Annotated in this window: 22 protein-coding genes; 14 read left to right on the forward strand and 8 right to left on the reverse strand. The window is 70.5% G+C overall.

The genetic code is table 11. The features are described from left to right. Window positions 1-64: 64 nt before the first annotated feature. Entirely contained in the window at window positions 65-706 is a 642-nt protein-coding gene (locus ACIHAD_RS17345; RefSeq protein ID WP_397355472.1) for a class I SAM-dependent methyltransferase, read from the forward strand. Here ACIHAD_RS17345 and ACIHAD_RS17350 read toward each other — a convergent pair. The 4 genes from ACIHAD_RS17350 to ACIHAD_RS17365 form a co-directional block, all read right to left on the reverse strand. Further along, window positions 703-1749, reverse strand: a complete 1047-nt coding sequence (locus ACIHAD_RS17350; RefSeq protein ID WP_397355473.1) for a DUF1702 family protein — start codon at window positions 1747-1749, stop codon at window positions 703-705. The genes ACIHAD_RS17345 and ACIHAD_RS17350 overlap by 4 nt on opposite strands. Before the next feature lie 84 nt (window positions 1750-1833). Next, window positions 1834-2889, reverse strand: a complete 1056-nt coding sequence (locus ACIHAD_RS17355) for a prenyltransferase (RefSeq protein ID WP_397355474.1) — start codon at window positions 2887-2889, stop codon at window positions 1834-1836. After that, window positions 2886-3596, reverse strand: coding sequence for a class I SAM-dependent methyltransferase (locus tag ACIHAD_RS17360; protein WP_397355475.1), 711 nt, complete (start codon window positions 3594-3596; stop codon window positions 2886-2888). Before ACIHAD_RS17360 ends, ACIHAD_RS17355 begins: the two co-directional genes overlap by 4 nt. A 46-nt stretch (window positions 3597-3642) precedes the next feature. Then, window positions 3643-4914 (reverse strand): glycosyltransferase family 4 protein, encoded by a 1272-nt coding sequence (locus ACIHAD_RS17365; RefSeq protein WP_397355476.1) that lies wholly within the window; start codon window positions 4912-4914, stop codon window positions 3643-3645. 266 nt (window positions 4915-5180) lie between these two features. Between ACIHAD_RS17365 and ACIHAD_RS17370 the strand changes: the two genes are divergently transcribed. From ACIHAD_RS17370 to ACIHAD_RS17380, 3 genes are all read left to right on the forward strand, one after another. After that, window positions 5181-6209: a GDP-mannose 4,6-dehydratase gene (locus tag ACIHAD_RS17370; RefSeq protein WP_397355477.1), complete on the forward strand. Its 1029-nt coding sequence runs from the start codon at window positions 5181-5183 to the stop codon at window positions 6207-6209. A 139-nt stretch (window positions 6210-6348) separates the two neighbouring features. Beyond that, on the forward strand, window positions 6349-6906 hold the full coding sequence (locus ACIHAD_RS17375; protein ID WP_397355478.1) for an ArsR/SmtB family transcription factor: 558 nt from the start codon (window positions 6349-6351) through the stop codon (window positions 6904-6906). Next, window positions 6899-7738: an SRPBCC family protein gene (locus ACIHAD_RS17380; RefSeq protein ID WP_397355479.1), complete on the forward strand. Its 840-nt coding sequence runs from the start codon at window positions 6899-6901 to the stop codon at window positions 7736-7738. The genes ACIHAD_RS17375 and ACIHAD_RS17380 overlap by 8 nt, the downstream gene beginning before the upstream one ends. A gap of 10 nt (window positions 7739-7748) precedes the next feature. Here the strand turns inward: ACIHAD_RS17380 and ACIHAD_RS17385 are convergent, their stop codons facing one another. Beyond that, window positions 7749-8222, reverse strand: a complete 474-nt coding sequence (locus ACIHAD_RS17385; protein ID WP_397355480.1) for a MarR family winged helix-turn-helix transcriptional regulator — start codon at window positions 8220-8222, stop codon at window positions 7749-7751. Between the two features lie 76 nt (window positions 8223-8298). On the opposite strand from ACIHAD_RS17385, the gene ACIHAD_RS17390 reads away from it, so the two are divergent. Then, entirely contained in the window at window positions 8299-9138 is an 840-nt protein-coding gene (locus ACIHAD_RS17390; RefSeq protein ID WP_397355481.1) for an LLM class flavin-dependent oxidoreductase, read from the forward strand. Between the two features lie 161 nt (window positions 9139-9299). Here the strand turns inward: ACIHAD_RS17390 and ACIHAD_RS17395 are convergent, their stop codons facing one another. The 3 genes from ACIHAD_RS17395 to ACIHAD_RS17405 form a co-directional block, all read right to left on the reverse strand. Next, window positions 9300-10484, reverse strand: a complete 1185-nt coding sequence (locus ACIHAD_RS17395) for a cytochrome P450 (RefSeq protein ID WP_397355482.1) — start codon at window positions 10482-10484, stop codon at window positions 9300-9302. 179 nt (window positions 10485-10663) lie between these two features. Then, window positions 10664-11317 (reverse strand): response regulator, encoded by a 654-nt coding sequence (locus ACIHAD_RS17400; protein ID WP_397355483.1) that lies wholly within the window; start codon window positions 11315-11317, stop codon window positions 10664-10666. Between the two features lie 46 nt (window positions 11318-11363). Beyond that, window positions 11364-12512, reverse strand: a complete 1149-nt coding sequence (locus ACIHAD_RS17405; protein WP_397355484.1) for a sensor histidine kinase — start codon at window positions 12510-12512, stop codon at window positions 11364-11366. Between the two features lie 125 nt (window positions 12513-12637). Between ACIHAD_RS17405 and ACIHAD_RS17410 the strand changes: the two genes are divergently transcribed. From ACIHAD_RS17410 to ACIHAD_RS17450, 9 genes are all read left to right on the forward strand, one after another. Continuing rightward, window positions 12638-13444: a lysostaphin resistance A-like protein gene (locus tag ACIHAD_RS17410; protein ID WP_397355485.1), complete on the forward strand. Its 807-nt coding sequence runs from the start codon at window positions 12638-12640 to the stop codon at window positions 13442-13444. A gap of 304 nt (window positions 13445-13748) precedes the next feature. Beyond that, entirely contained in the window at window positions 13749-14594 is an 846-nt protein-coding gene (locus ACIHAD_RS17415) for a fumarylacetoacetate hydrolase family protein (RefSeq protein WP_397355486.1), read from the forward strand. Then, on the forward strand, window positions 14594-15883 hold the full coding sequence (locus tag ACIHAD_RS17420) for an L-fuconate dehydratase (RefSeq protein WP_397355487.1): 1290 nt from the start codon (window positions 14594-14596) through the stop codon (window positions 15881-15883). Before ACIHAD_RS17415 ends, ACIHAD_RS17420 begins: the two co-directional genes overlap by 1 nt. Continuing rightward, the gene (locus ACIHAD_RS17425) at window positions 15880-16623 is read left to right on the forward strand and encodes an SDR family NAD(P)-dependent oxidoreductase (RefSeq protein WP_397355488.1); all 744 of its coding nucleotides are present in this window, start codon (window positions 15880-15882) and stop codon (window positions 16621-16623) included. Before ACIHAD_RS17420 ends, ACIHAD_RS17425 begins: the two co-directional genes overlap by 4 nt. Before the next feature lie 6 nt (window positions 16624-16629). Then, window positions 16630-17670 carry a sugar ABC transporter substrate-binding protein gene (locus ACIHAD_RS17430; protein WP_397355489.1) on the forward strand — a complete coding sequence of 347 codons (1041 nt, stop codon included), beginning with the start codon at window positions 16630-16632 and terminating at the stop codon, window positions 17668-17670. Continuing rightward, entirely contained in the window at window positions 17670-19151 is a 1482-nt protein-coding gene (locus tag ACIHAD_RS17435; RefSeq protein WP_397355490.1) for a sugar ABC transporter ATP-binding protein, read from the forward strand. Before ACIHAD_RS17430 ends, ACIHAD_RS17435 begins: the two co-directional genes overlap by 1 nt. Then, window positions 19148-20137: an ABC transporter permease gene (locus ACIHAD_RS17440; RefSeq protein WP_397355491.1), complete on the forward strand. Its 990-nt coding sequence runs from the start codon at window positions 19148-19150 to the stop codon at window positions 20135-20137. The genes ACIHAD_RS17435 and ACIHAD_RS17440 overlap by 4 nt, the downstream gene beginning before the upstream one ends. Then, window positions 20137-20442, forward strand: a complete 306-nt coding sequence (locus ACIHAD_RS17445; protein ID WP_397355492.1) for an L-rhamnose mutarotase — start codon at window positions 20137-20139, stop codon at window positions 20440-20442. Before ACIHAD_RS17440 ends, ACIHAD_RS17445 begins: the two co-directional genes overlap by 1 nt. Beyond that, window positions 20439-21359 carry an aldo/keto reductase gene (locus ACIHAD_RS17450; RefSeq protein WP_397355494.1) on the forward strand — a complete coding sequence of 307 codons (921 nt, stop codon included), beginning with the start codon at window positions 20439-20441 and terminating at the stop codon, window positions 21357-21359. Before ACIHAD_RS17445 ends, ACIHAD_RS17450 begins: the two co-directional genes overlap by 4 nt. Window positions 21360-21373: the final 14 nt, after the last annotated feature.

Genomic DNA, 21373 nt, shown 5'->3' on the forward strand with positions numbered 1-21373 from the left:
AGAACAGGTTGCAAAGAAGCACGGCAAGAGGTCCCTGGAATGTTATTCGGTTCGGCTAGTGTGCATGCCTATGACGATGCCGCCGGAGCTGCTCCACGCAGCGGAGCACGCCAAGGGATTCATGCCGCCGAAGGAGGGTCTGGCCCTGTTCGAGGCGGCCTGCCGCTACGGCGGCCGGGGGCCGGTCTGCGAGATCGGCACGTACTGCGGCAAGTCGGCGATCTATCTCGGCGCGGCGGCCCGGCACGTCGGCTCGGTGGTCGTCACCGTCGACCATCACCGGGGCTCGGAGGAGATCCAGCCGGGCTGGGCCCACCACGACCCGACGCTGATGGACCCGCGCTTCGGGCGGATGGACTCGCTGCCCGTCTTCCGGGCCACGATCGCCGCCGCCGGGCTGGAGGACGAGGTGATCGCCGTCGTCGGGCGGTCCGACCGGGTGGCCGCGTTGTGGAACACGCCGCTCGGCATGCTCTTCATCGACGGCGGCCACTCCGAGGAGCCGGTCACCCGCGACTACGAGGGCTGGGCGCCGCACGTCATGGAGGGCGGCGCGCTGGTCTTCCACGACATCTACCCCGACTCGGCCGACGGCGGGCAGGCGCCGTACCGGGTCTACCTGCGGGCCCTGGAGTCGGGCGCCTTCCTCGAGGTGTCGGCCGAGGGCTCGCTGCGCGTGCTCGAACGCGTCGGCCAGGGCGTCTAGCTGCGGTGGCGGCGGTTCCACGACCTTCGGGTGTGGGCCTGCCAGCGCTGGAAGTCCTCGTGGGTGTGGGCGTCGTGGCCGAGTGCGAGGAGCGCCTGGTCGGTCCACGCGGCCGCCTCGTCGGGCGCGGCGTCGGCCAGGATCGGCACGGCCGGCCGCGCGTGGTCCGGCAGCGCCCCCGAGCGCAGCCGGGCCGCGACCGCGAAGGCGCAGCCCTGCGCCAGGTGGGCGCGGAAGCCGTCGGCGCCGGCGTGCTCGGTCAGCCACCACAGCTCGTCGCTGTCGGCGCCGCCCGTGTACGTGGCCGCGAACCCCACGCCGCTCCACAGGTCGGCCCGCCGCGACGCGGGGAAGCCCGCGATCCGCGCGCCGACGTCGTCCGGCGAGGCGCAGTCGTGGTACCACAGCAGCCGTCCGAGCCCCTGGTCGAAGACCGCGCAGTGGGCGCGGGTGAGCAGGTCGGGCATGCTCCTGCGGCCCACCATGCGGTCGGCGCGCGCCAGGCTCCACTGGAACCCGAAGCCGTCCACCGCCAGCCAGCGCATCAGCGGGTGCGCCCGCCGCGCGCCCCAGACCGGACGCAGCCGCAGCAGCGCGTAGCCGCGTCCGGCGCCGACGTACGCGGCGTGGCGGTGATGCTGGGCGGGGCCGGCCAGTAGCTCGTGAAGGCGCCGGCCCCGGGTCAAGGTGAGCAGGTCGAGCACGGTGCAGGCCGCCGCCGCGCCCTCGTAGCCGAAAGGCCGCTGCTCAGGTGATAGCTCTTCGATTTTCTCGACTTCCCGCGACATCACCGCGTTGAAGCCGAATACGTACGACTTTTCGGCATCCGCGAAGACTGTTCGGGGAGCCCCGGCGCGCAACCGGAACCTGCGCCGGCCCAGATCGGACTCCGAAGGATCCTTGGCCAGAAAACTCCGCAGCCCCCTCGCCGGGGACAGTGTCGGCTCGATCCTGACCTGGTCCAAGAACGCTGTTGTGCCCGTGTCGCCCACGCTTCCCCCGAAGACGCCTCCTACGGCCAGACACGAAGCTAGTAACCCCATTGCGCCATTCACCGGCGGCGCACCGGATGTCCCCGGCAAAGAACCCGCAAAAGCCCTTGCGCCCCTGCCCCCGCCGACGTGGGCTCAGCCGGGGGGCGCCGGCCTGAAGGACTGCCGCTCCACGCACCCGCACGCCTCCGGATCGGACACCGACGTGCCCGCGATGTCGCGGAACAGCCCGGAACCGGGGGAGAGGCGCTGCAACGCGTCCGCGGCGAGGATGGCAGCGGCCGCGGTGTAGCCGGAGCGCTCGTGCGGGAAGTGCTTGAGGTTGACGAACTGCCAGCCGGTCCAGTACGAGCCGTCCTCGTGCCGCAGGTGCTGCACGTCGGCGAAGAGGGCGGCGGCCCGCGTACGGTCGCCCATGGCGTCCAGGGCCAGCACCAGCTCGCACGTCTCGGCCCCGGTCACCCACGGCTGGTCGGACACGCACCGGATGCCGAGCCCCGGCACCACGAACGTGGACCACTCGCGTTCCAGCAGCTCGAACGCCTGCCGCCCGCGTACCGCGCCGCCGAGCACCGGGTAGTACCAGTCCATCGAGAACCGGCTCTTGTCGGCGAACGCCTCCGGGTGCGCCGACAACACGTGGGCGAGCCGGTCGGCGGCCAGTTCCCAGTGCGGCTGCGGGTCGCCCAGGTGGTCGGCGAGCAGCACGCCGCAGCGCAGGCCCTGGTGGATCGAGGAGCACCCGGTCAGCAGCGCGTACGCCGCGGCCCGGCCGTGGGCGTCCCGCTCCCAGACGATCTCGCCCCGCTCGGTCTGCAGGCCCACCACGTAGTCGAGGGCGGCCTTGACCATGGGCCAGTGGCGCTCGGCGTGCTCGCGGTCGCCGGTGACGAGATGGTGGTGCCAGACGCCGGCGGCGACGTAGGCGGCGTGGTTGGACTCGCCGCCCGCCTCGGTCGCCACCCCGTCGAGCAGCTTCATCGGCCAGGAGCCGTCGGGGCGCTGGTGGCGGGCCAGCCACTCCCAGCCGCGCCGCACCGGCTCGGCCAGTCCGGCCACGCACATGCCCATCAGGCACTCGACGTGGTTCCACGCGTCCACGTGCCCCTCGGGCCAGGGCACGCCGCCGTCGTCCTGCTGGATGGCCGCGATGCTGAGGGCCGTGCGGACGACCTCCTCGCGGGAGATCATGGCTTCTTGACGTAGAGGACCACGCTCTTGCCGATGAGCGGGTTGAGCAGCGCCTCGGCGATCCTGGTGGCGGCCGGGCGCTTCATGATGTCCCACACCAGCAGCTCGTGGTACGCCTTGGCGACCGGGTGGTCGTCGTTGTTGACGCCCACCGCGCACTTGATCCACCAGTAGGGCGCGTGCAGGCCGTGGGCGTGGTGGTGCGGGCCGATCTCGAAGCCGACGGACTTGAGCTTGGCCGACAGCTCGGCCAGCGTGTAGATCCGCACGTGGCCGCCGGGGGCGGTGTGGTAGTCCTCGTCCAGGGCCCAGCAGATGCGCTCGGGCAGGAAGCTCGGCACGGTGATCGCCGCGGTGCCGCCCGGCTTGAGCACGCGGAAGATCTCCCGCATGGCCGCCATGTCGTCGGGGATGTGCTCCAGCACCTCGGCCGCGATGACCCGGTCGAAGCCGCCGTCCTCGAACGGCATGTCCAGCGCCGTGCCCTGGACGGTCTCGCCGGTCGCGCCCAGCGGCACCTCGCCCGCCTTGTCCATCGCCACGAACATGGCCGCCACGTTGTCCAGCTCGGCCTGGTCCATGTCGAAGGCGACGACGTCGGCGCCCTTGCGCAGCACCTCGAAGGCGTGCCTGCCGCCGCCGCAGCCCAGGTCGAGCACGCGCACGCCGGGGCCCACGGGGAGCCGGGCGAAGTCCACGGTCAGCACTTTGTCGCTTCTCCTTGATCAGCTCTTGGGGCTTTTCGTTCGGGGGTCAGCGGCGGCTCTTGTGCGCCGCCATCGCCTCGCGGTACGCCTCGACCGTCCGCTTGGCGACGACGTGCCAGGTGTAGCGCTCCATGACCCGGTCGTATCCGGCCTTGCCCACCCGCTCGCGCTCCTCGGGGGAGTCGTGCAGGCGGCGCAGCACGGCGGCCAGTTCCTCGGCGTCGCCCGGCGGCACCTGGACGGCCGCGTCGCCCACGACCTCGGGCAGCGCGCCCGTACGGCTGGCCACCAGGGGCGTGCCGCAGGCCATGTGCTCGACGGCGGGCAGCGAGAAGCCCTCGTACAGCGACGGGACCACCGAGATCTCCGAGGTGGCGATCAGCTCGCCGAGCTCGTCGTCGGAGATGCCGTGCACGAAGCGCACCCGGTCCTGCAAGGACAGCTCCTGGACGAGCCGTTCGGTCGGGCCGCCGGGGGTGGGCTTGCTGACGACGGTCAGGTTCACGTCGCGTTCGGTGGCGAGCTTGGCGACCGCGCGCAGCAGCGTGGACACGCCCTTCATCGGCGAGTCCGCGCTGGCCACCGCGACGATCGAGCCCTTGCGGCGGGGCTTGCCGGGGCGCGGGTGGAAGTAGCGGGTGTCCACGCCGAGCGGGATCAGCCGCATGTTGGCCTGCGGGACGTTGAAGTCGCGGTGGATGTCGGCCAGCGACGACTCGCTGACGGTGAGGATCGGGCTGAGCCTGGGGGCCACGCGGGACTGCATCTTCACGAACCCGTACCAGCGGCGCATGGTGAGCTTCTTGTAGCCGGTGGCGGCCTCCAGCTCGATCCGCCGGTCGACGCTGATCGGGTGGTGGATCGTGCCGACCACGGGGAACAGCTTCTGGATGCCGAGCAGGCCGTAGCCGAGGGTCTGGTTGTCCTGGACGACGTCGAAGTCGCCGACCCGCTTCTTCAGCTCGCGGTAGGCGCGCAGGGTGAAGGTCAGCGGCTCGGGGAAGCCGGCCGTCCACATGGTGCCGACCTCCAGGAGGTCGATCCAGTCGCGGTACTCGGCCAGCTTCGGCGTCCTGAACGGGTCCTCGTCGCGGTAGAGGTCGAGGCTCGGCACCTCACGCAGGACGACGCCCTCGTCCAGCTCGGGGTAGGGCGGTCCGGAGAACACCTCGACGTGGTGGCCGAGCGCGACCAGTTCGCGGCTCAGGTGCCGGAGGTAGACGCCCTGCCCGCCGCAGGTGGGCTTGCTGCGATAGGACAGCAGCGCGATCCGCAGCGCCTCGCTCACGGACACCCCTTTCTCCGCCGGTAGGCCCATGTTTTCTGCGGTAAGGCCCCAAGAGGTGGGCGTGTACCGTGAAAGATGACCTTAGTCCGAGAAGGCTACCATTCGGTAGGTCACCTGGAATTGTTCACAACAGTCTCCACAGGCCGTGCGAACTGCGACATTAAGGTAACCGAGCGTGGTTCGGTGGAACATGTTCTAGTGGCCTTGGGTGCTGCGTCCAGGCGCTTAGCTGTACATTCCCGTCCCAAAGGGACGCGGTGCGGGCCACCGTACCTACGTGATAGTTGGAGGACCCCTTGGCCAGGCGCGCTCTGATCACCGGCATCACCGGCCAGGACGGTTCCTACTTGGCCGAGCACCTGCTCGACCAGGGCTACGAGGTGTGGGGGCTGGCCCGCGGGCAGGCGAACCCGCGCGTCTCGCGCATGCGCAAGCTGCTCGCCGACGTCCACGTGGTGCGGGGCGACCTGCTGGACCAGGGCTCGCTGATCTCGGCGGTGGAACGCGTTCAACCCGACGAGGTGTACAACCTGGGGGCGATCTCGTTCGTGCCCATGTCGTGGGAGCAGGCCGAGCTGACCGCCGAGGTGACCGGGATGGGCGTCCTGCGGATGCTTGAGGCCATCCGGGTGTGTTCGGGCGTGTCGCGGGGCGGAGGATCGTCGCCTTCGGGGCAGATCCGCTTCTACCAGGCTTCGTCGTCGGAGATGTTCGGCCAGGTCACCGAGACGCCGCAGAACGAGCGCACCGCCTTCCACCCGCGCTCGCCGTACGGGGTGGCCAAGGCGTACGGGCACTTCCTCACGCAGAACTACCGCGAGTCGTACGGGATGTTCGCGGTGTCGGGGATCCTGTTCAACCACGAGTCGCCGCGGCGCGGCGCGGAGTTCGTGACCAGGAAGGTCACGCTCGGAGTGGCCCGGATCAAGCTCGGGCTGGCCACGGAGCTGCGGCTGGGCAACCTGGAGGCGCGCCGCGACTGGGGCTACGCCGGCGACTACGTCAAGGCGATGCACCTGATGCTCCAGGCCGCCAACCCCGAGGACTACGTGATCGGCACCGGGCGGATGAAGTCGGTGCGTGAGCTGGTGGAGGCCGCCTTCACGGCCGCCGGGCTGGACTGGGAGCGGCACGTGGTGGTCGACCAGGCACTGCACCGGCCGGCGGAGGTGGACCTGCTGTGCGCCGACCCGAAGAAGGCGCGGGCGCAGCTCGGGTGGGAGCCGAGCGTGTCGTTCGACGAGCTGGTCGCCATGATGGTCGAGAGCGACCTCCGCCTCCTGTCCGCCGGCGGCGACCCCGATCAGGACAGCTCCTGGCCGTAGAGCCGGTTGAGCGTTCCTTCCGCTCTGTGCGGTTTTGAGGGCCTTCCAGGGGTACGGCTCTGACCCTTCACGGGTGACCCGCTCGCTTCGTCGGGCCCTATTGACAAGGAGGATTTTTACGTAAAAAATCGCTTTTGCGATGAGAGATGTCCTGTATCTGGAGCAGATCGAGCAGGCCGAGGCGCTGCTCAAGCCGCAGCGGGTCGAGGTGCTGAGGCAACTGGCCGAGCCGCGTACGTGCTCGGAGGTGGCCGAACGCCTCGGGCAGACGCCGCAGCGGGTCTACTACCACGTCAAGCGGCTGGTCGAGGCCGGTCTCGTGGACCTGGTGTCCGAGCGCAAGGTGCGCGGCATCCACGAGGGCATCTACCAGGCCGGCGCCCGTTCGTACTGGCTGTCGCCGCGGCTGGTCGGGCGGATCGGGCTGCGCAAGGCACGTGACGAACTGAGCCTGGGCTACCTGCTCGACCTCATGGAGGAGGTCCAGGCCGACATCGCCGCGCTCGACCGGGACGCGCCCGAGCTGCCGTCCATCGGCCTGTCCGGAGAGATCCGCGTACGTCCGGAGAGCCGCCAGCAGTTCCTGAACGACCTGCAGGGCATGCTGCAGGAGCTTTTCACTCGTTACGGCGGCGCTGAGGGGGACGCCTTCAAGCTCGCCGTCGCCTGTTACCCCAAGGGAGAAGAGCATGAGTGAGCCGATGATCGCGAAGGTCCGCGTCCAGGCGCCGGTCAAGGAGGTGTGGCACGCGCTGACCGATCCGGCCGCGGTCCGGGTCTGGCTGGCCGAGCACGTCGAGGTGGACCTGCCGGACCGGTTCGAGTTCTGGGGCCGTACGACGCCGGAGGGCGACGCGCCGCACCAGCGGGTGTTGTCGGCCGACGACCGAGGCGTGCGGTTCGCCTGGCTGCTGGACGGCGTCGAGACGACCGCCGAACTCGCGGTCGAGGAGGACGGCGACTCGGCGACGATCGTCTCGGTGTCGCAGTCGCACTTCGACTTCCAGGACGTCGTCACCGGCAAGAGCATCCGGGGCGTGCTGCAGACGTACTGGTTCCAGGTCCTGGCCGGCCTGGCCGAGCACGTCGAGGGCCGGGCGCTCACGCCGCGCGCCGACTTCACCGCGCGCGAGCTGCGCGCCGAGGTCACCATCGACGCGGCGCCCGCCCAGGTCTTCGAGTCGCTGATCGACTCGGAGACGGTGACCAAGTGGTTCGGGATCCCGATCGAGATCGAGCCGTACGTCGGCGGCCGGTTCGCCATGGGCGGGTTCGCGAACGACCCGTCGCCGGCCAAGGTGCTGGAGCTGGAGCCGGAGCGCCGGTTCTCCGTCGACTGGGGCGGCCCCGGGGTGAGCTCCTGGGAGCTGGCCGGGTCCGCCGGCAGGACGCGGCTGACGCTCGTGCAGAGCGGCTTCGACGCCGAGCGCCCGCCGTACGCGGCCTGGGGCGGGATGTTGTCCGGGGTGGCGGAGCTGCGGCGTTACCACGAGGTGCCGGACTGGCGTCCGATGTGGGTCGAGGCCTGAGCGCGCCGGGTCAGCCAGGTTTGTCCTGCTCGCCGTCCGGCAGGTGGTCGAGGACGGTCTCGGCGATCGTCGCGAGCACCTCGATCTGCTCCGGCGAGAGCAGGTCGATGAAGTGCCTGCGGACGGACGCCACATGGTCGGGCGCCGCCTCCTGGATGGCCCGCAGCCCTCCCTCGGTCAGCACGACCACGGCCCCGCGCCCGTCCCCCTCGAAGCCCTCCCGCGTGACGAGCCCCCGCTGCTCCATCCGCGAGATGTGCCGCGAGAGGCGGCTCTTCGACCAGAGCATCCGGTCGGCCAGCCTGGTGAGCCGCCACCGGTGGTCGGGCGTGGAGCTCAGCGCGGACAGGACGTCGTAGTCGGGGGCCGACAATCCCGAGTCGCGCGCGAGGTCGCGGCTGACCTGGGCGTCCAGCAGCAGGCGCATCCTGCGGTAGCCGATCCAGGCCCGGAACTCGGCGTCGTCCAGCCAGCGTGGCTCCATGCCTCCGGAGTTTAGTTGACGTGTAACCGACCTTCGCTCTAGGTTTACATGTAAACCAACCTGGAGGAGGCGCGTCGTGTTCGGACTGGGCATATCGACCTCGGCGGGGCCGGGGGCCGATCCCGTGGGGGACGCTCGCGCGGCCGAGGAGCTGGGCTTCGACTTCGTCTCGGCCTCGGATCACCCCTGCGGGAGCGAGCCGACGTACGAGCTGTGGACGATGCTGACCTGGGTGGCCGCCGCCACCTCGCGGATCAGGGTGGCGACGCGGGTGCTCGGGGTGCCGTACCGGCCGCCCGCGATGGTCGCCAAGATGGCCGAGACGCTGCACCGGCTCTCCGGCGGCCGGCTGATCCTCGGCCTCGGGGGCGGCTACTCCGACGAGGAGTTCCGCGCGTTCGGGCTGGGCGTGCCGACGCCGCGCGAGAAGGTGGACGGCATGGTGGAGGCCATCCACGTCATCCGCGGCCTCTGGTCCGAATCGCACTTCACCTACGAAGGCTCTCGCTACCACACCGACCGGGCCACCATCGAACCCAAGCCCCTCAGCCCCATCCCGATCTGGCTGGGCACGTACGGGCCGCGCGCCCTGGACGCCACCGGACGGCTGGCCGACGGCTGGATCCCCTCCCTGGGCTTCGCGCCACCGGAACGGGCGGCGGCCATGAGGGACCGCATCCTGTCGGCCGGTCGCCCGGTCGAGTGCGTGTACAACGTCGCCTTCCGCATCGGCGCCGCCGCCGAGGGGGACGGGATGGTCGCCGGCTCGGCGTCGGAGGTGACCGGCCGCCTGGCGGAGTTCGTGGCCATGGGGTTCACGTCGATGAACTTCACGCCGGTCGGCCCCGACCCGCGCGCCCAGGCGGGACGCCTGGCCGGGGAGGTGCTGCCCGCCCTCCGCGCGCTGACTTCCTGACCGGCGGCGGGACACGCGGAAGACGATCCGGGCCTGCGGCGAAGGATGGGTGACAGTCCACCACTTCGTGAAGGCGCCTGATGACGGAGACGAGACAGGCCCCAGCGCCATCTCCGGCACCGGCGCTTCTCGTGAGGGCGTTCCCGGCGCCCTCGGGAGGGTCAGGCGATCGTGACCGGCAGCTCCTTGATGCCGTTGATGAAGTTCGAGCGCAGGCGGCGGGCCGGGCCGGCCTGGCGGATGCGCGGGCGGCGCCTGGCCAGTTGCTCGAACAGGACGCGCAGCTCCAGCTTGGCGAGGTGGTTGCCGAGGCAGAAGTGCGCGCCGCCGCCGCCGAACCCGATGTGCGTGTTGGGCGTGCGCCCGATGTCGAAGACCTCCGGGTCCGGGAAGACGGAGGCGTCCCGGTTGGCGGAGGAGTAGAAGACCACGACCTTGTCGCCGTCCTTGATCGGCTGCCCGCCGAGCACCTGGTCGGCCATGGAGGTGCGCCGGAACAGGTTGACCGGCGACACCCACCGGACGATCTCGTCGGCCGCCGTCCTGGCCAGCGTGGGGTCGGCGACCAGGCGGTCCCACTGGTCGGGGTGGTCGAAGAGGGCGAGCATGCCGCCGGAGGCCGCGTTGCGGGTGGTCTCGTTGCCCGCGACGATCAGCAGCAGGACGAAGAGGTCGAACTCGTCCTCGCCGAGGGTCTCGCCCTTGTCGTCGGGCTGGAGGAGCTTGGTGATGATGTCGTCCTTGGGGGCGGCTCTGCGCTGCGCCGCGAGCTCGTTGGCGTAGGCGTACACCTCCATGGCGGCGCCGGAGCCCTCCTCGGGCGTCGCCGCGTAGTCGGGGTCCTGGGCGCCGATCATGCGGTTCGACCAGGAGAACAGCTTGTCGCGGTCGGTCGTGGGAGCGCCGAGCAACTCGCAGATCACGTAGAGGGGGAGGGGGGCGGAGACCTCGGTGACGAAGTCCACCTCGCCGGAGCACTTGTCCAGCAGGTCGTCGCAGATGTCGCGGATGTGCTGTTCGAGGGCGCCGATCGTCCGGGGGGTGAAGCCGCGGTTGACCAGGGAACGCCGTCTGGTGTGCTCGGGCGGGTCCTGGTTGAGCATCATCAGCCGCTGGAGGGCGATCTGGTCCTCGGGCATCTCGTCGAAGAGGGCGAGCTTCTTGGCCGAGGAGAACAGGTCGGAGTGGCGGGAGACGTGCACGACGTCCTCGTACCGGGTGACCGCCCAGAACCCGGGCTCGCCGTCGTGCCGGTGGACGGGGGAGTTGGCGCGCAGCCAGGCGAGCTGTTCGTGGGGTGGGCCGGAAGTCGCGTAACGGTCCTTGTCGACGAGGTCGATATGCACGCGCGGTCACCTCTTGATCAAGCGCTTGTTTTATATGTACTGAAACGTGTTCTATTACGCCACTGTACGCCCGTCAAGTAGCCCGGGTCCGCCCCCAGCTCCCGTCCGGCCGGACATCCCGATGTAACCCCGCAGAACACCACCCCTCACCGCCGCCCCCTCTCCCTTGTGGTGGCCGATCAGGGGGTGAGGGGGTCGGTGTCCCGGAGATGGAGGGCGAGGCGGGTGCGGTCGGGGATGCCGTACTTGCGCAGCAGGCTTGAGACGTGGTTCTTCGCCGTGCCCTCCGTGATGCGCAGCCGCGCCGCGATCTCCCGGTTCGTGGCCCCTGCGGCGATCAACCTGGCGACCTCGGACTCCCTGGCCGACAGGCGCTCCTGGTGAGGCAGCGCCCTGGGCGCAGCGGGGGCGCGCCGTAGCTCGGCCACCAGACGTTCGGCGACGGGCGAGGCGAGCACCGTCTCCCCTCGGCTCGCCCGGCGGATGGCGTCGACCAGTTCCTCCGGCGTGCAGTCCTTGAGCAGGTAGCCGACGGCGCCGCCGCGCAGGGCGCCGAAGATGTAGTCGTCCTCGTCGAAGGTGCTGAGCACGATCGCGGCCACGCCGAGATGCCCGGCCGACAGGCGGCGGATGAGCTCGACGCCGTCCATCCTGGGCATTCTCGCGTCGACCAGCGCCACGTCGGGGAGGCACTCCGCGGCCACGCGCAGCGCCTCCTCCCCGTCGGCGGCCTCACCGGCCACCTCGATGCCGTCCTCGATCTCCAGCATCCTGCGCAGCCCACGCCGGATCAGCTCCTGGTCGTCGGCCAGCAGGACCCTGATCGCCGTCATGTCACCTCCGACCCCGCCTCGCCGTCCGGCAGGTGCTCGCGCCGGGTCATGACGCTACCCCGAGCCGTGCCGGAAGCTCTGCCCGTACTTCGAAACCGCCTTCCGGGCGGTCGCGCGCGACCAGGGTGCCGCCCACCGCGCGGGCGCGTTCGGCGAGGGAGCGCAGGCCGAAGCCGTCGGGTGCGTCCGCGCCCCGGCCTCCGCCGTCGTCGGCGACCACCAGGACCACCCGCTCGTCGCCGAACGCCAGCCGTCCACGCACGTGGCGGGCCCCCGCGTGCCGGACGGCGTTCGTCAGGCCTTCCTGCAACACGCGGTAGAGCACCAGCTCCACGTCCGGCTCCAGCGGCACCTCCTCGCCCTCGACCTCGAAGGACACCGACAGACCCGTGCCGTCGAACGAGGTCGCCAGCCGCTCCAGCGCCGCGCTGCTGACGCGGCCCTCCAACGCGAGCGGACGCAGGGCCCTGACCCAGCGGCGGGCGTCGGCCAGGGCCGCGACGCTCGTCTCCTTCGCCAGCCGCACGTCGTCCCAGGCGGCCTCGGGGCGGCGGGAGCGGAAGCGTTCGGCGTTCTCCAGGCTGATCTTGATCACCGTCAGGTGGTGGCCGATCGAGTCGTGCATCTCCGCGCCTATCCGCGCCCGCTCCTGCGCGACCGTGAGCTCCCGCACGCGGGCGAGGAGCCGCTGCGCCTCGGCCCGCCTGCGCCGCGCCTCCAGCACGGCCGACGTCATGCCGAGCACGAAGGAGGCGAACACGATGAACGGAACGGCTTGGCCGACGGCGTGCACCAGGCTCCGGTCGTACATCACGATGTCCAGGACGCACAGGACAGCGCTCAGGCAGCCGATGATGACCGCCGCGGCCCGCATGTCGTACACGAACGCGACGTTGGCGATGGCGATGAGCGTCAGCGGCATGTGGACCCCGTCCGACCCCATCGGTCCCAGCGTGAGCGTCGCCGGCAGAAACACCAACGCGACCGGACGCCGCCACCCGGTGGCCCGCCGCCATGGCAGCAGCAGCCACAGCGTGACCACGAACGCCAGGGCGGCGTAGAACAGCACGACCTGGGCCGGCGTTCCCGGGTTCGAGGCGTACGCGATCGCGGTGCCCGCGCACACCACCCAGAACACCATGCTGAACAGGGCCGGCCGGTGGGGGTCACGGAGCCCGGTCGGAGAGGGCGGCATGCCCGACGACTCTAGCCGCACGCGAGGACGCCGTGATCCTCCCCGAGGACCCATGACCATGGTCATGCCGGGTTCAGACTCCGGTCGGATGTGCCGTCCGGGCCGGCTGCCTAGCGTGTTCTTCCATGACCAGAGCCACCCATCCCCTCTGGGCCGTGCTGATCACCGTGGCCGCCATGTTCGCGCAGGTCATCGTCGGCACCGCTCCCGTGACCCTGCTACTGACCGCCGACCATCCCCTCTACCGGCCGCTCGGCATGATCGGGATCACGCTGGCCTCGCTCGGGCTGGTGTATCTGATCCGACGCTTCCTCGGCGGGCAGTCCTGGGCCGGCGTGGGCCTGGAACGCTCATGGCGGGCCGTGCCGCAGCTGTTGCTGGGGGTCGTGGCGGGCGCGGCACCGGTGGTGGCCGCCGTCCTGTTGTCGCTGGCGTTCGGGGTCACGTCCTTGGCGCCGAGCGAAGCGATCTTCGCCAATCTGGGCCTGGTGCCGTACGGCATCGCGTTCGCCCTGCTCAGCCAGGCGTTCCCGGAGGAGCTGCTGTGGCGCGGGCACCTGTTCGACACGCTGTCGGCCCGGTTGTCGCGGACGGCCGTGCTGATCGTGGTGTCAGTCGGGTTCGGCGCGCTGCACATCCTCTCCAACAGTTCGGCCGACTCGCCGGCCGAACGCCTGCTCTACGTGCTGCAGGCCGTCGCACTCGGCTTCGCGTGCGCGGCGGCGCGTGCGCGTACGGGGACGTTGTGGATGGCGGTAGGCGTGCACACCGGCCTGCACGCCGGCAACCTTCTGCTCCCGACGAAGTCCCTCAACTACGGCGTGCAACTCGTCATCCTGTCCTGCGCGCTCACCGTCACCGGGCTGCTGCTGCTCCGGCCAGGACGCAAGGAGGCGAGCGCGAGAGCGGAAGGCGGGTCGCCCCGGGCTTAGGACCTGCGGGCGCACCTCGTGCGTGACGTCCACGGCCTGCGCACAAGGCCCCGGCCCCCGTTCCGGGCCGAGTGGCGCCTTCTGGGTGATCCTTGGGTACGTCCGATGTTTTTTACGATGAGGTGACCGGCGAAGGAGGGAAACCTGGGAGGTGTGGGGGCTGAGTTGGGTGGTTTGCTTGGGGTTCGAGGTGTCCTTCTGGGTTACGGATCGGATGTATCCCGCTGGACGCCCTTGACACGCGCCGCCATGGAGCAGCAGCATCTGAGGCACAGACATCCGATGAATAAGTGAAGGGTGCGGTGTGAAGCTGCTGCGAGTGGGACCTGTCGGACAGGAGCGGCCGGTGGTGATGGACGCCTCCGGAACCCTGCGTGACATCGGGGAGCCCGAGATCGACGGGGCTTTCCTCGCCTCCGGGGGAGTGGCGCGCGTGCGTGACGCGCTGGAGCGCGGCGACCTGCCCATGGTCGACGCCGCCGGGCTGCGGGTGGGCGCGCCGATCGCCCGGCCGGGCAAGGTGGTCTGCATCGGGCTGAACTACCGCGACCACGCCGCCGAGTCCGGCGCGGAGCCGCCCACCGAGCCCGTGGTGTTCATGAAGGCCGCCAACACCGTGATCGGCCCGTACGACGAGGTGCTGGTGCCACGTGGCAGCGTGAAGACCGACTGGGAGGTGGAGCTGGCGGTCGTCATCGGCAGGCAGGCCCGCTACCTCGACAGCCGGGAGGAGGCCCTTGACGCGATCGCCGGGTACGCGATCTCCAACGACGTCTCCGAGCGCGAGTTCCAGCTCGAACGCGGCGGCCAGTGGGACAAGGGCAAGTCGTGCGAGACGTTCAACCCGCTGGGCCCCTGGCTGGTGACGGCGGACGAGGTCGGCGACCCGCAGAGCCTGGGGCTGCGCCTCTCGGTGAACGGCGAGCGACGCCAGGACGGCGGCACCAAGGACATGATCTTCGACGTGGCCGAGATCGTGCGCTATCTGAGCCGGTTCATGGTGCTCGAACCCGGTGATGTGATCAACACCGGCACCCCGGCCGGGGTCGCGATGGGCATCCCCGGACAGCCGTACCTGCGCGCCGGGGACGTGATGGAGCTGGAGATCGACGGGCTCGGCCGCCAGCGCCAGACGGTGGGGCAGGCCTGATGTCGTACAGAATCGTCGCGCTGGAGACGCACGACGTGCGCTTCCCCACGTCGCGGGAGCTGGACGGGTCGGACGCGATGAACCCCGACCCCGACTACTCCGCCGCGTACGTGGTGCTGAAGACCGACGACGGGGTCGAGGGGCACGGGTTCGCGTTCACCATCGGGCGCGGCAACGACGTGCAGACCGGGGCGATCCGGGCGCTTGAGCCGTACGTGCTCGGCCGGGACGTCGAAGACCTGGGCGTCCTGTACAAGGAGCTGGTCAACGACTCGCAGCTGCGGTGGCTGGGGCCGGAGAAGGGCGTCATGCACATGGCGATCTCCGCCGTGGTCAACGCCCTCTGGGATCTGAAGGCCAGGCGGGTGGGCAAGCCGGTATGGCGGCTGCTGTCCGAGATGTCGCCCGAGGAGATCGTCGGGCTCATCGACTTCCGCTACCTGAGCGACGCTCTCACCCAGGACGAAGCCCTCCAGATCCTGAAAAATGCGGAAGAGGGGAAGGAAGAGCGGATCCAGCGGCTCATCGAGATCGGCTACCCCGCCTACACCACCTCTCCCGGCTGGCTCGGCTACGACGACGACAAGCTGCGACGCCTCTGCAAGGAGGCGCTCGACCAGGGCTTCGGGCAGATCAAGCTCAAGGTCGGCGCCGACCTCGACGACGACCTGCGCCGCTTCCGCGTGGCCCGCGAGGTCTGCGGCCCCGACTACCCGATCGCGATCGACGCCAACCAGCGCTGGGACGTCGCCTCGGCCATCGAGTGGGTCGGCGCGCTGAGCCCGTACCGGCCGCACTGGGTGGAGGAGCCGACCAGCCCCGACGACGTGCTCGGCCACGCCGCCATCGCCGCGGGCATCAGCCCGGTCCCGGTGGCCACCGGTGAGCACGTCCAGAACCGCATCGTCTTCAAGCAGCTCCTCCAGGCCGGCGCGATCTCCTACCTGCAGATCGACGCGGCCAGGGTCGGCGGGGTCAACGAGAACCTGGCGATCCTGCTGCTCGCGGCCAAGTTCGGCGTGCCGGTCTGCCCGCACGCGGGCGGCGTCGGGCTGTGCGAGCTGGTGCAGCACCTGTCGATGTTCGACTACGTGGCCGTCACCGGCACGATGGACGGCCGCGTGATCGAGTACGTCGACCACCTCCACGAGCACTTCGTGCACCCGGTCGTCATCGACAACGGCCGCTACGCCGTCCCCATGGCGCCCGGCTTCAGCGCCGAGATGCACGCGGCGTCGATCGCCGCACACACGTTCCCCGACGGAGAGGTCTGGAGGGCCACGTCATGACGCTCAAAGCCATCGTGACCGGCGGCGGTTCGGGCATCGGCCTGGCCACCGCCACCCTGCTCGTGGCGCGCGGGATGAAGGTCGCCTGCCTCGACCTCGTCCCGCCCGGCGACCCGTTCGTCGGGATCAAGGCGGACGTGGCGGACGACGCGTCCGTGCGCGTGGCGGTGGCCGAGGCCGCCGAACGGCTCGGCGGCATCGACATCGTGATCAACAACGCGGGCATCGGCGCCCAGGGCACGGTCGAGGACAATCCGGACGAGGAGTGGCGGAAGGTCTTCGACGTCAACGTGTTCGGCATGGTCCGGGTGAGCCGGGCGGCGCTGCCGTACCTGCGCAGGTCGCAGCACGCGGCCATCGTCAACACCTGCTCGATCGCGGCCACCGCCGGGCTGCCGGACCGGGCGCTCTACAGCGCGACCAAGGGCGCGGTGTTGTCGCTGACCCTGGCCATGGCCGCCGACCACGTCCGTGAGGGCATCCGCGTCAACTGCGTCAACCCGGGCACCGCCGACACCCCGTGGGTGGGGCGGCTGCTCGACTCGGCCGGCGATCCCGAGGGCGAACGAGCGGCGCTGAACGCCAGGCAGCCCATGGGCCGCCTGGTCAGCGCCGAGGAGGTCGCCGCGGCGATCGCCTATCTTGCAGGTCCAGAGGCCGCCGCGACCACCGGCACCGCGCTCGCGGTCGACGGCGGCATGCAGGGGCTGCGGCTCCGGCCAACCCACCAAGGAAGGTAACCCCCCATGAAGATCGGTCCGGTGGTCGCGAGCGCGGCCCTGCTGGCGGTCGTCGCCGCCTGTGGCTCCAACGGCACGAACGGCACCAGCGCTTCCACGGCGGAAGGAGGAGGCGGCGGCAAGGTGGGCATCGACCACCCGCGCGCCGACTCCGACTTCTGGAACTCCTACATCAAGTACGTCCCGCAGATGGCGACCGAGCTCAAGGTCGACCTGATGCCCGCCACCAACTCCCAGAACGACGTCTCCAAGCTGGTCAACAACGTGCAGGCGCTGGTCGGCCAGGGCGCCAAGGCGATCGTCATGGCCCCCCAGGACACCGGCGCCATCGCCAACACGCTCCAGCAGCTGGAGAGCAAGAAGATCCCCGTGGTGACCGTGGACACCCGCCCCGACAAGGGCAAGGTCTACATGGTCGTACGCGCCGACAACCGCGCGTACGGCACCAAGGCGTGCGAGTTCCTCGGCGAGAAGCTCGGCGGCAAGGGCAAGGTCGTGCAGCTTGAGGGCGCGCTCAGCTCGATCAACGGCCGCGACAGGTCCGAGGCGTTCAACGAGTGCATGAAGAGCAAGTTCCCCGGCATCACGGTGTTCAGCGAGCCGACGGAGTGGGAGGGCAGCAAGGCGGCGTCCATGCTCCAGACCCGCCTGGAGCAGAACCCGGACATCAAGGGCATCTACCTGCATGCCGGCGGCGTGCACCTGGCCCCGACGCTGCAGGTGCTCAAGCAGAAGAACCTGCTGGTCCCGCCGGCCGACCCCAAGCACGTCTTCGTGGTCTCCAACGACGGCATCCCGCAGGAGTTCGAGGAGATCCGCAAGGGCAACATCGACGCCACGGTGTCGCAGCCGGCCGACCTCTACGCCCGGTACGCGATCTTCTACGCCAAGGCGGCGGTCGACGGCAAGACGTTCCAGCCGGGCCCGACCGACCACGGCAGCAACATCATCCAGCTCCCCAACGGCTTCGAGGACCAGCTCCCGGCGCCGCTGGTGACGAAGGACAACGTGGACGACCAGAACCTCTGGGGTAACCAGGTCAAGTGATGAAATATCACGTTGAAGCCCGAAATGTTGTCAAGCGTTTCGGCCCGACCACCGCGCTGAACGGCGCGGAGATCGCCATCGCCGAGGGCCGGACCCATGCCCTCGTCGGCCGGAACGGCGCGGGGAAGTCCACCCTCGTGTCGATCCTCACCGGGCTCCAGCGGCCTGACGAGGGCGAGGTGCTGTTCTCGGGAGAGACGGCGCCCGCCCTCGGCGACCGCGACGCCTGGCGGCGGCGCGTCGCCTGCGTGTACCAGAAGTCCACGATCATCCCTGCGCTGACGGTCGCGGAGAACCTGTTCGTCAACCGCCAGACCGACCGCGGCCGGGTGATCAACTGGCGGGCGCTGCGGGCCAAGGCGCGCGAGCTGCTGGACACGTACGAGGTGGACGTCGACCCGCGGGCGCTGGCCGGCGAGCTGAGCGTCGAGCAGCGGCAGCTCGTGGAGATCGCGCGGGCGCTGTCGTTCGGCGCGCGCTTCATCATCCTCGACGAGCCCACCGCCAGGCTCGACGGCCCGGCCATCGAGCGGCTGTTCACCCGCATGCGCTCGCTGCGCGAGCAGGGCGTCACGATGATGTACATCTCCCACCATCTGGACGAGGTGTACGAGATCTGCCAGAGCGTCACGGTCTTCCGCGACGCCCGGCACATCGTGACCCGGCCGGTCGAGGGGTTCCCGCACGACGAGCTGGTGGACGCGATGACCGGCGAGGCCACCGCCGCCTACGATTTCCGGCAGCGCACGCCGGGCGAGGCGGTCGTGCTGTCGGGCGCGGGCCTGTCGCTGGCCGGCCGCTACCAGGACGTGGATATCGCGGTCAGGTCCGGTGAGGTCGTGGGCCTGGCCGGCTCGGCGAGCAGCGGCAAGGTCGGACTGGCCGAGACCCTGGTCGGGCTGCGCAAACCGGACACGGGCACGGTCACGATCGACGGCGCCCAGGTCAGGCCGGGCGACGTGCCCGCCGCCATGCGGGCCGGGCTCGGGTTCGTGCCCGAGGACCGGCACCACGAGGGTTTCGTGCCGATGTTGTCCGTGGGGGAGAACGCGACCCTGCCGATCGCCCGCAAACTGGGCCCCTACGGCATCGTCTCGCCCGCGCGGCGCCGGGCCAGGGCCGTCCAGATGATCGAGAGCCTGGACATCAAGACCGAGGGGCCCGACCAGCCCGTCGGCGACCTGTCCGGCGGGAACGCGCAGAAGGTCGTGTTCGCGCGGGCGCTCGTCGACGACCCCAGGGCGCTGGTCGTGATCAACCCGACCGCGGGGGTCGACGTCAAGGCCAAGCAGGCCCTGCTCGGCGCGGTCGAGGACGCGGTCGGCCGGGGCGCGGGGGCCGTCGTGGTCTCCGACGAGCTCGACGACCTGCGCATCTGCGACCGGGTGCTGGTGATGTTCCACGGCAGGGTCGTCAAGGACGTGCCGCGTGGCTGGACCGACCACGAGCTCGTGGCCGTGATGGAAGGCATACAAGAGTGACCACTTTGACTGCTCCGCCCCCCCGGCTGCGGCTGGCCAGGTTCCGCGACCTGACCCTGGTGCCGGTGATCCTGCTCCTGCTCGTCGTGGGCGCGTTCCTCGACCCGACCTTCCTGACGGCGGGCAACCTGACGAACGTCCTGCAGCAGCAGGCGGCGATCTCGCTGCTCGTGCTGGCCGAGGCGATGATCCTGATCGCCGGGAAGTTCGACCTGTCGCTGGAGTCGACGGTCGGCAGCGCGCCCAGCATCGCCGTGATGCTGGTGGTCCCGGCCTCGGCGGGCGGGTTCGGCCTCGGGCTGCCCGGCTGGCTGGTGATCCCGCTGGCCCTGCTCGTGGGCGCGGCCATCGGCGCGTTCAACGGATTCCTGATCATCAGGTTCCAGCTCTCGGCGTTCATCGTCACGCTGGCCATGCTGATCATCGTGGACGGCCTCCAGCAGGGTCTCACCCAGGGCAAGACGCTGTTCCAGCTCCCCGACTCGATGCTCTACCTCGGCAGCGCCACCTGGCTCGGGCTGCCCGCCGCCATCTGGATCGCCGCGCTGCTGTTCGCCGCCGGCGTCCTCGGCCTGACCTACCTCAGGCTCGGCCGCGCCCTGTACGCCATCGGCGGCAACGCCGACGCCGCCCGCGCCGCCGGCATCCGGGTGGACCGCGTGCTGTTCGGCGTGTTCGTCCTCGGCGGGATCCTGGCCGCCACGGCCGGCATCCTGGAGACCGGACGTCTCGGGGGCATCGGCAACGAGATGGGCGACGGCTGGATCTTCATGGTCTTCGCCGCGGCCGTCATCGGCGGCGTCAGCATGGACGGCGGCAAGGGCACCGTCCTCGGCGCGCTGACCGGTGTGCTGGTGATCGGCCTGGTCCAGAACATCCTGACCCTGATCGGGGTCTCCGGCTTCTGGCAACCGGTCATCTACGGTGGCATCATTCTGATCGCACTGATCATCAGCAGGATCGCCGGCGGAAAGGCGCAGGACTGATGGAACGCCTCGCCCTCCACACCAGGCTCAGGCCCGGGTGCGAGGAGACCTACGACAGGGAGCACGCCGAGATCCCGGCCGCTCTGGAGTCCGCCATGCGCGCGGGCGGCGTGGTCTCGTGGCGCATCTGGCGCGACGGCCTGGACCTGTTCCACTTCGTGGAGGTCGAGGACTACGCCGCCTTGCAGGCCGCGCTCAAGGACGACCCCGCCGACCAGGCCTGGCAACGCCAGATGAACCGCCTGCTCGACGGCGGCTTCGACAAGTCGGCGGGCGGCATGCGACCGGTCTGGGAGATGACGTGATCGACCTGCCCCGCGTCGGCTTCGGCGGCGCCCCGATCGGCAACCTCTACCAGGCGGTCTCCGGCGAGCAGGCGCGCGCCACGGTCGACGCGGCCTGGGACAGCGGCGTGCGGCTCTACGACACCGCGCCCCACTACGGGCTGGGGCTGTCCGAGCGCCGCATGGGCGCCGCGCTCGCCGAGCGGTCGGGCTACGTCCTGTCCACGAAGGTGGGCCGGCTGGTGGTGCCCTCGCAGGTCCGCGAGGACGACGAGATCTTCGACGTCCCGGTCGGGCTGGGCCGCGAATGGGACTTCTCGGCCGACGGCGTGCGCGACTCCCTGGAGGACTCCCTGGCCCGGCTCGGCCTGCCGGAGATCGACATCGCCCTCATCCACGACCCCGACGACCACGTGGAGCAGGCGATCGCCGAGGCGTACCCGGCGCTGGCCGAGCTGCGGGAGCAGGGCGTGGTGAAGGCGATCGGCGTCGGCATGAACCAGTGGCAGGTGCCGCTGCGGTTCGTCCGGGAGACCGGGATCGACGTCGTCATGCTCGCCGGCCGCTACACGCTGCTCGACCAGTCGGGCCTGCCGCTGCTGGAGGAGTGCGCCGAACGCGGCGTCAGGGTGCTGGCCGCGGGGGTCTTCAACAGCGGCCTCCTGGCCACGCCGGCCCCGTCGGGCACCTTCGACTACGCGCCCGCGCCGGCGCCGCTGCTCGACCGGGCCGTCCGGATCGCCAAGACCTGCGAGCGCCACGGGGTCACCCTGCCGCAGGCGGCCATGGCCTTCCCGCTGCGCCATCCGGCGGTCGCCTCGATCGTCCTGGGCGCCCGCGCGCCCGAGGAGGTCCTGGCCAACGCCGCCCTGTGGTCCCGTCCGGTCCCCGGGGACCTGTGGCTGGAACTGGCGGACGAGGGCCTGCTGACGGGCTGACCGCGACGACGGCG

It is taken from the genome of Nonomuraea sp. NPDC052265 (genome assembly GCF_044547985.1).
Taxonomy (GTDB): Bacteria; Actinomycetota; Actinomycetes; order Streptosporangiales; family Streptosporangiaceae; genus Nonomuraea.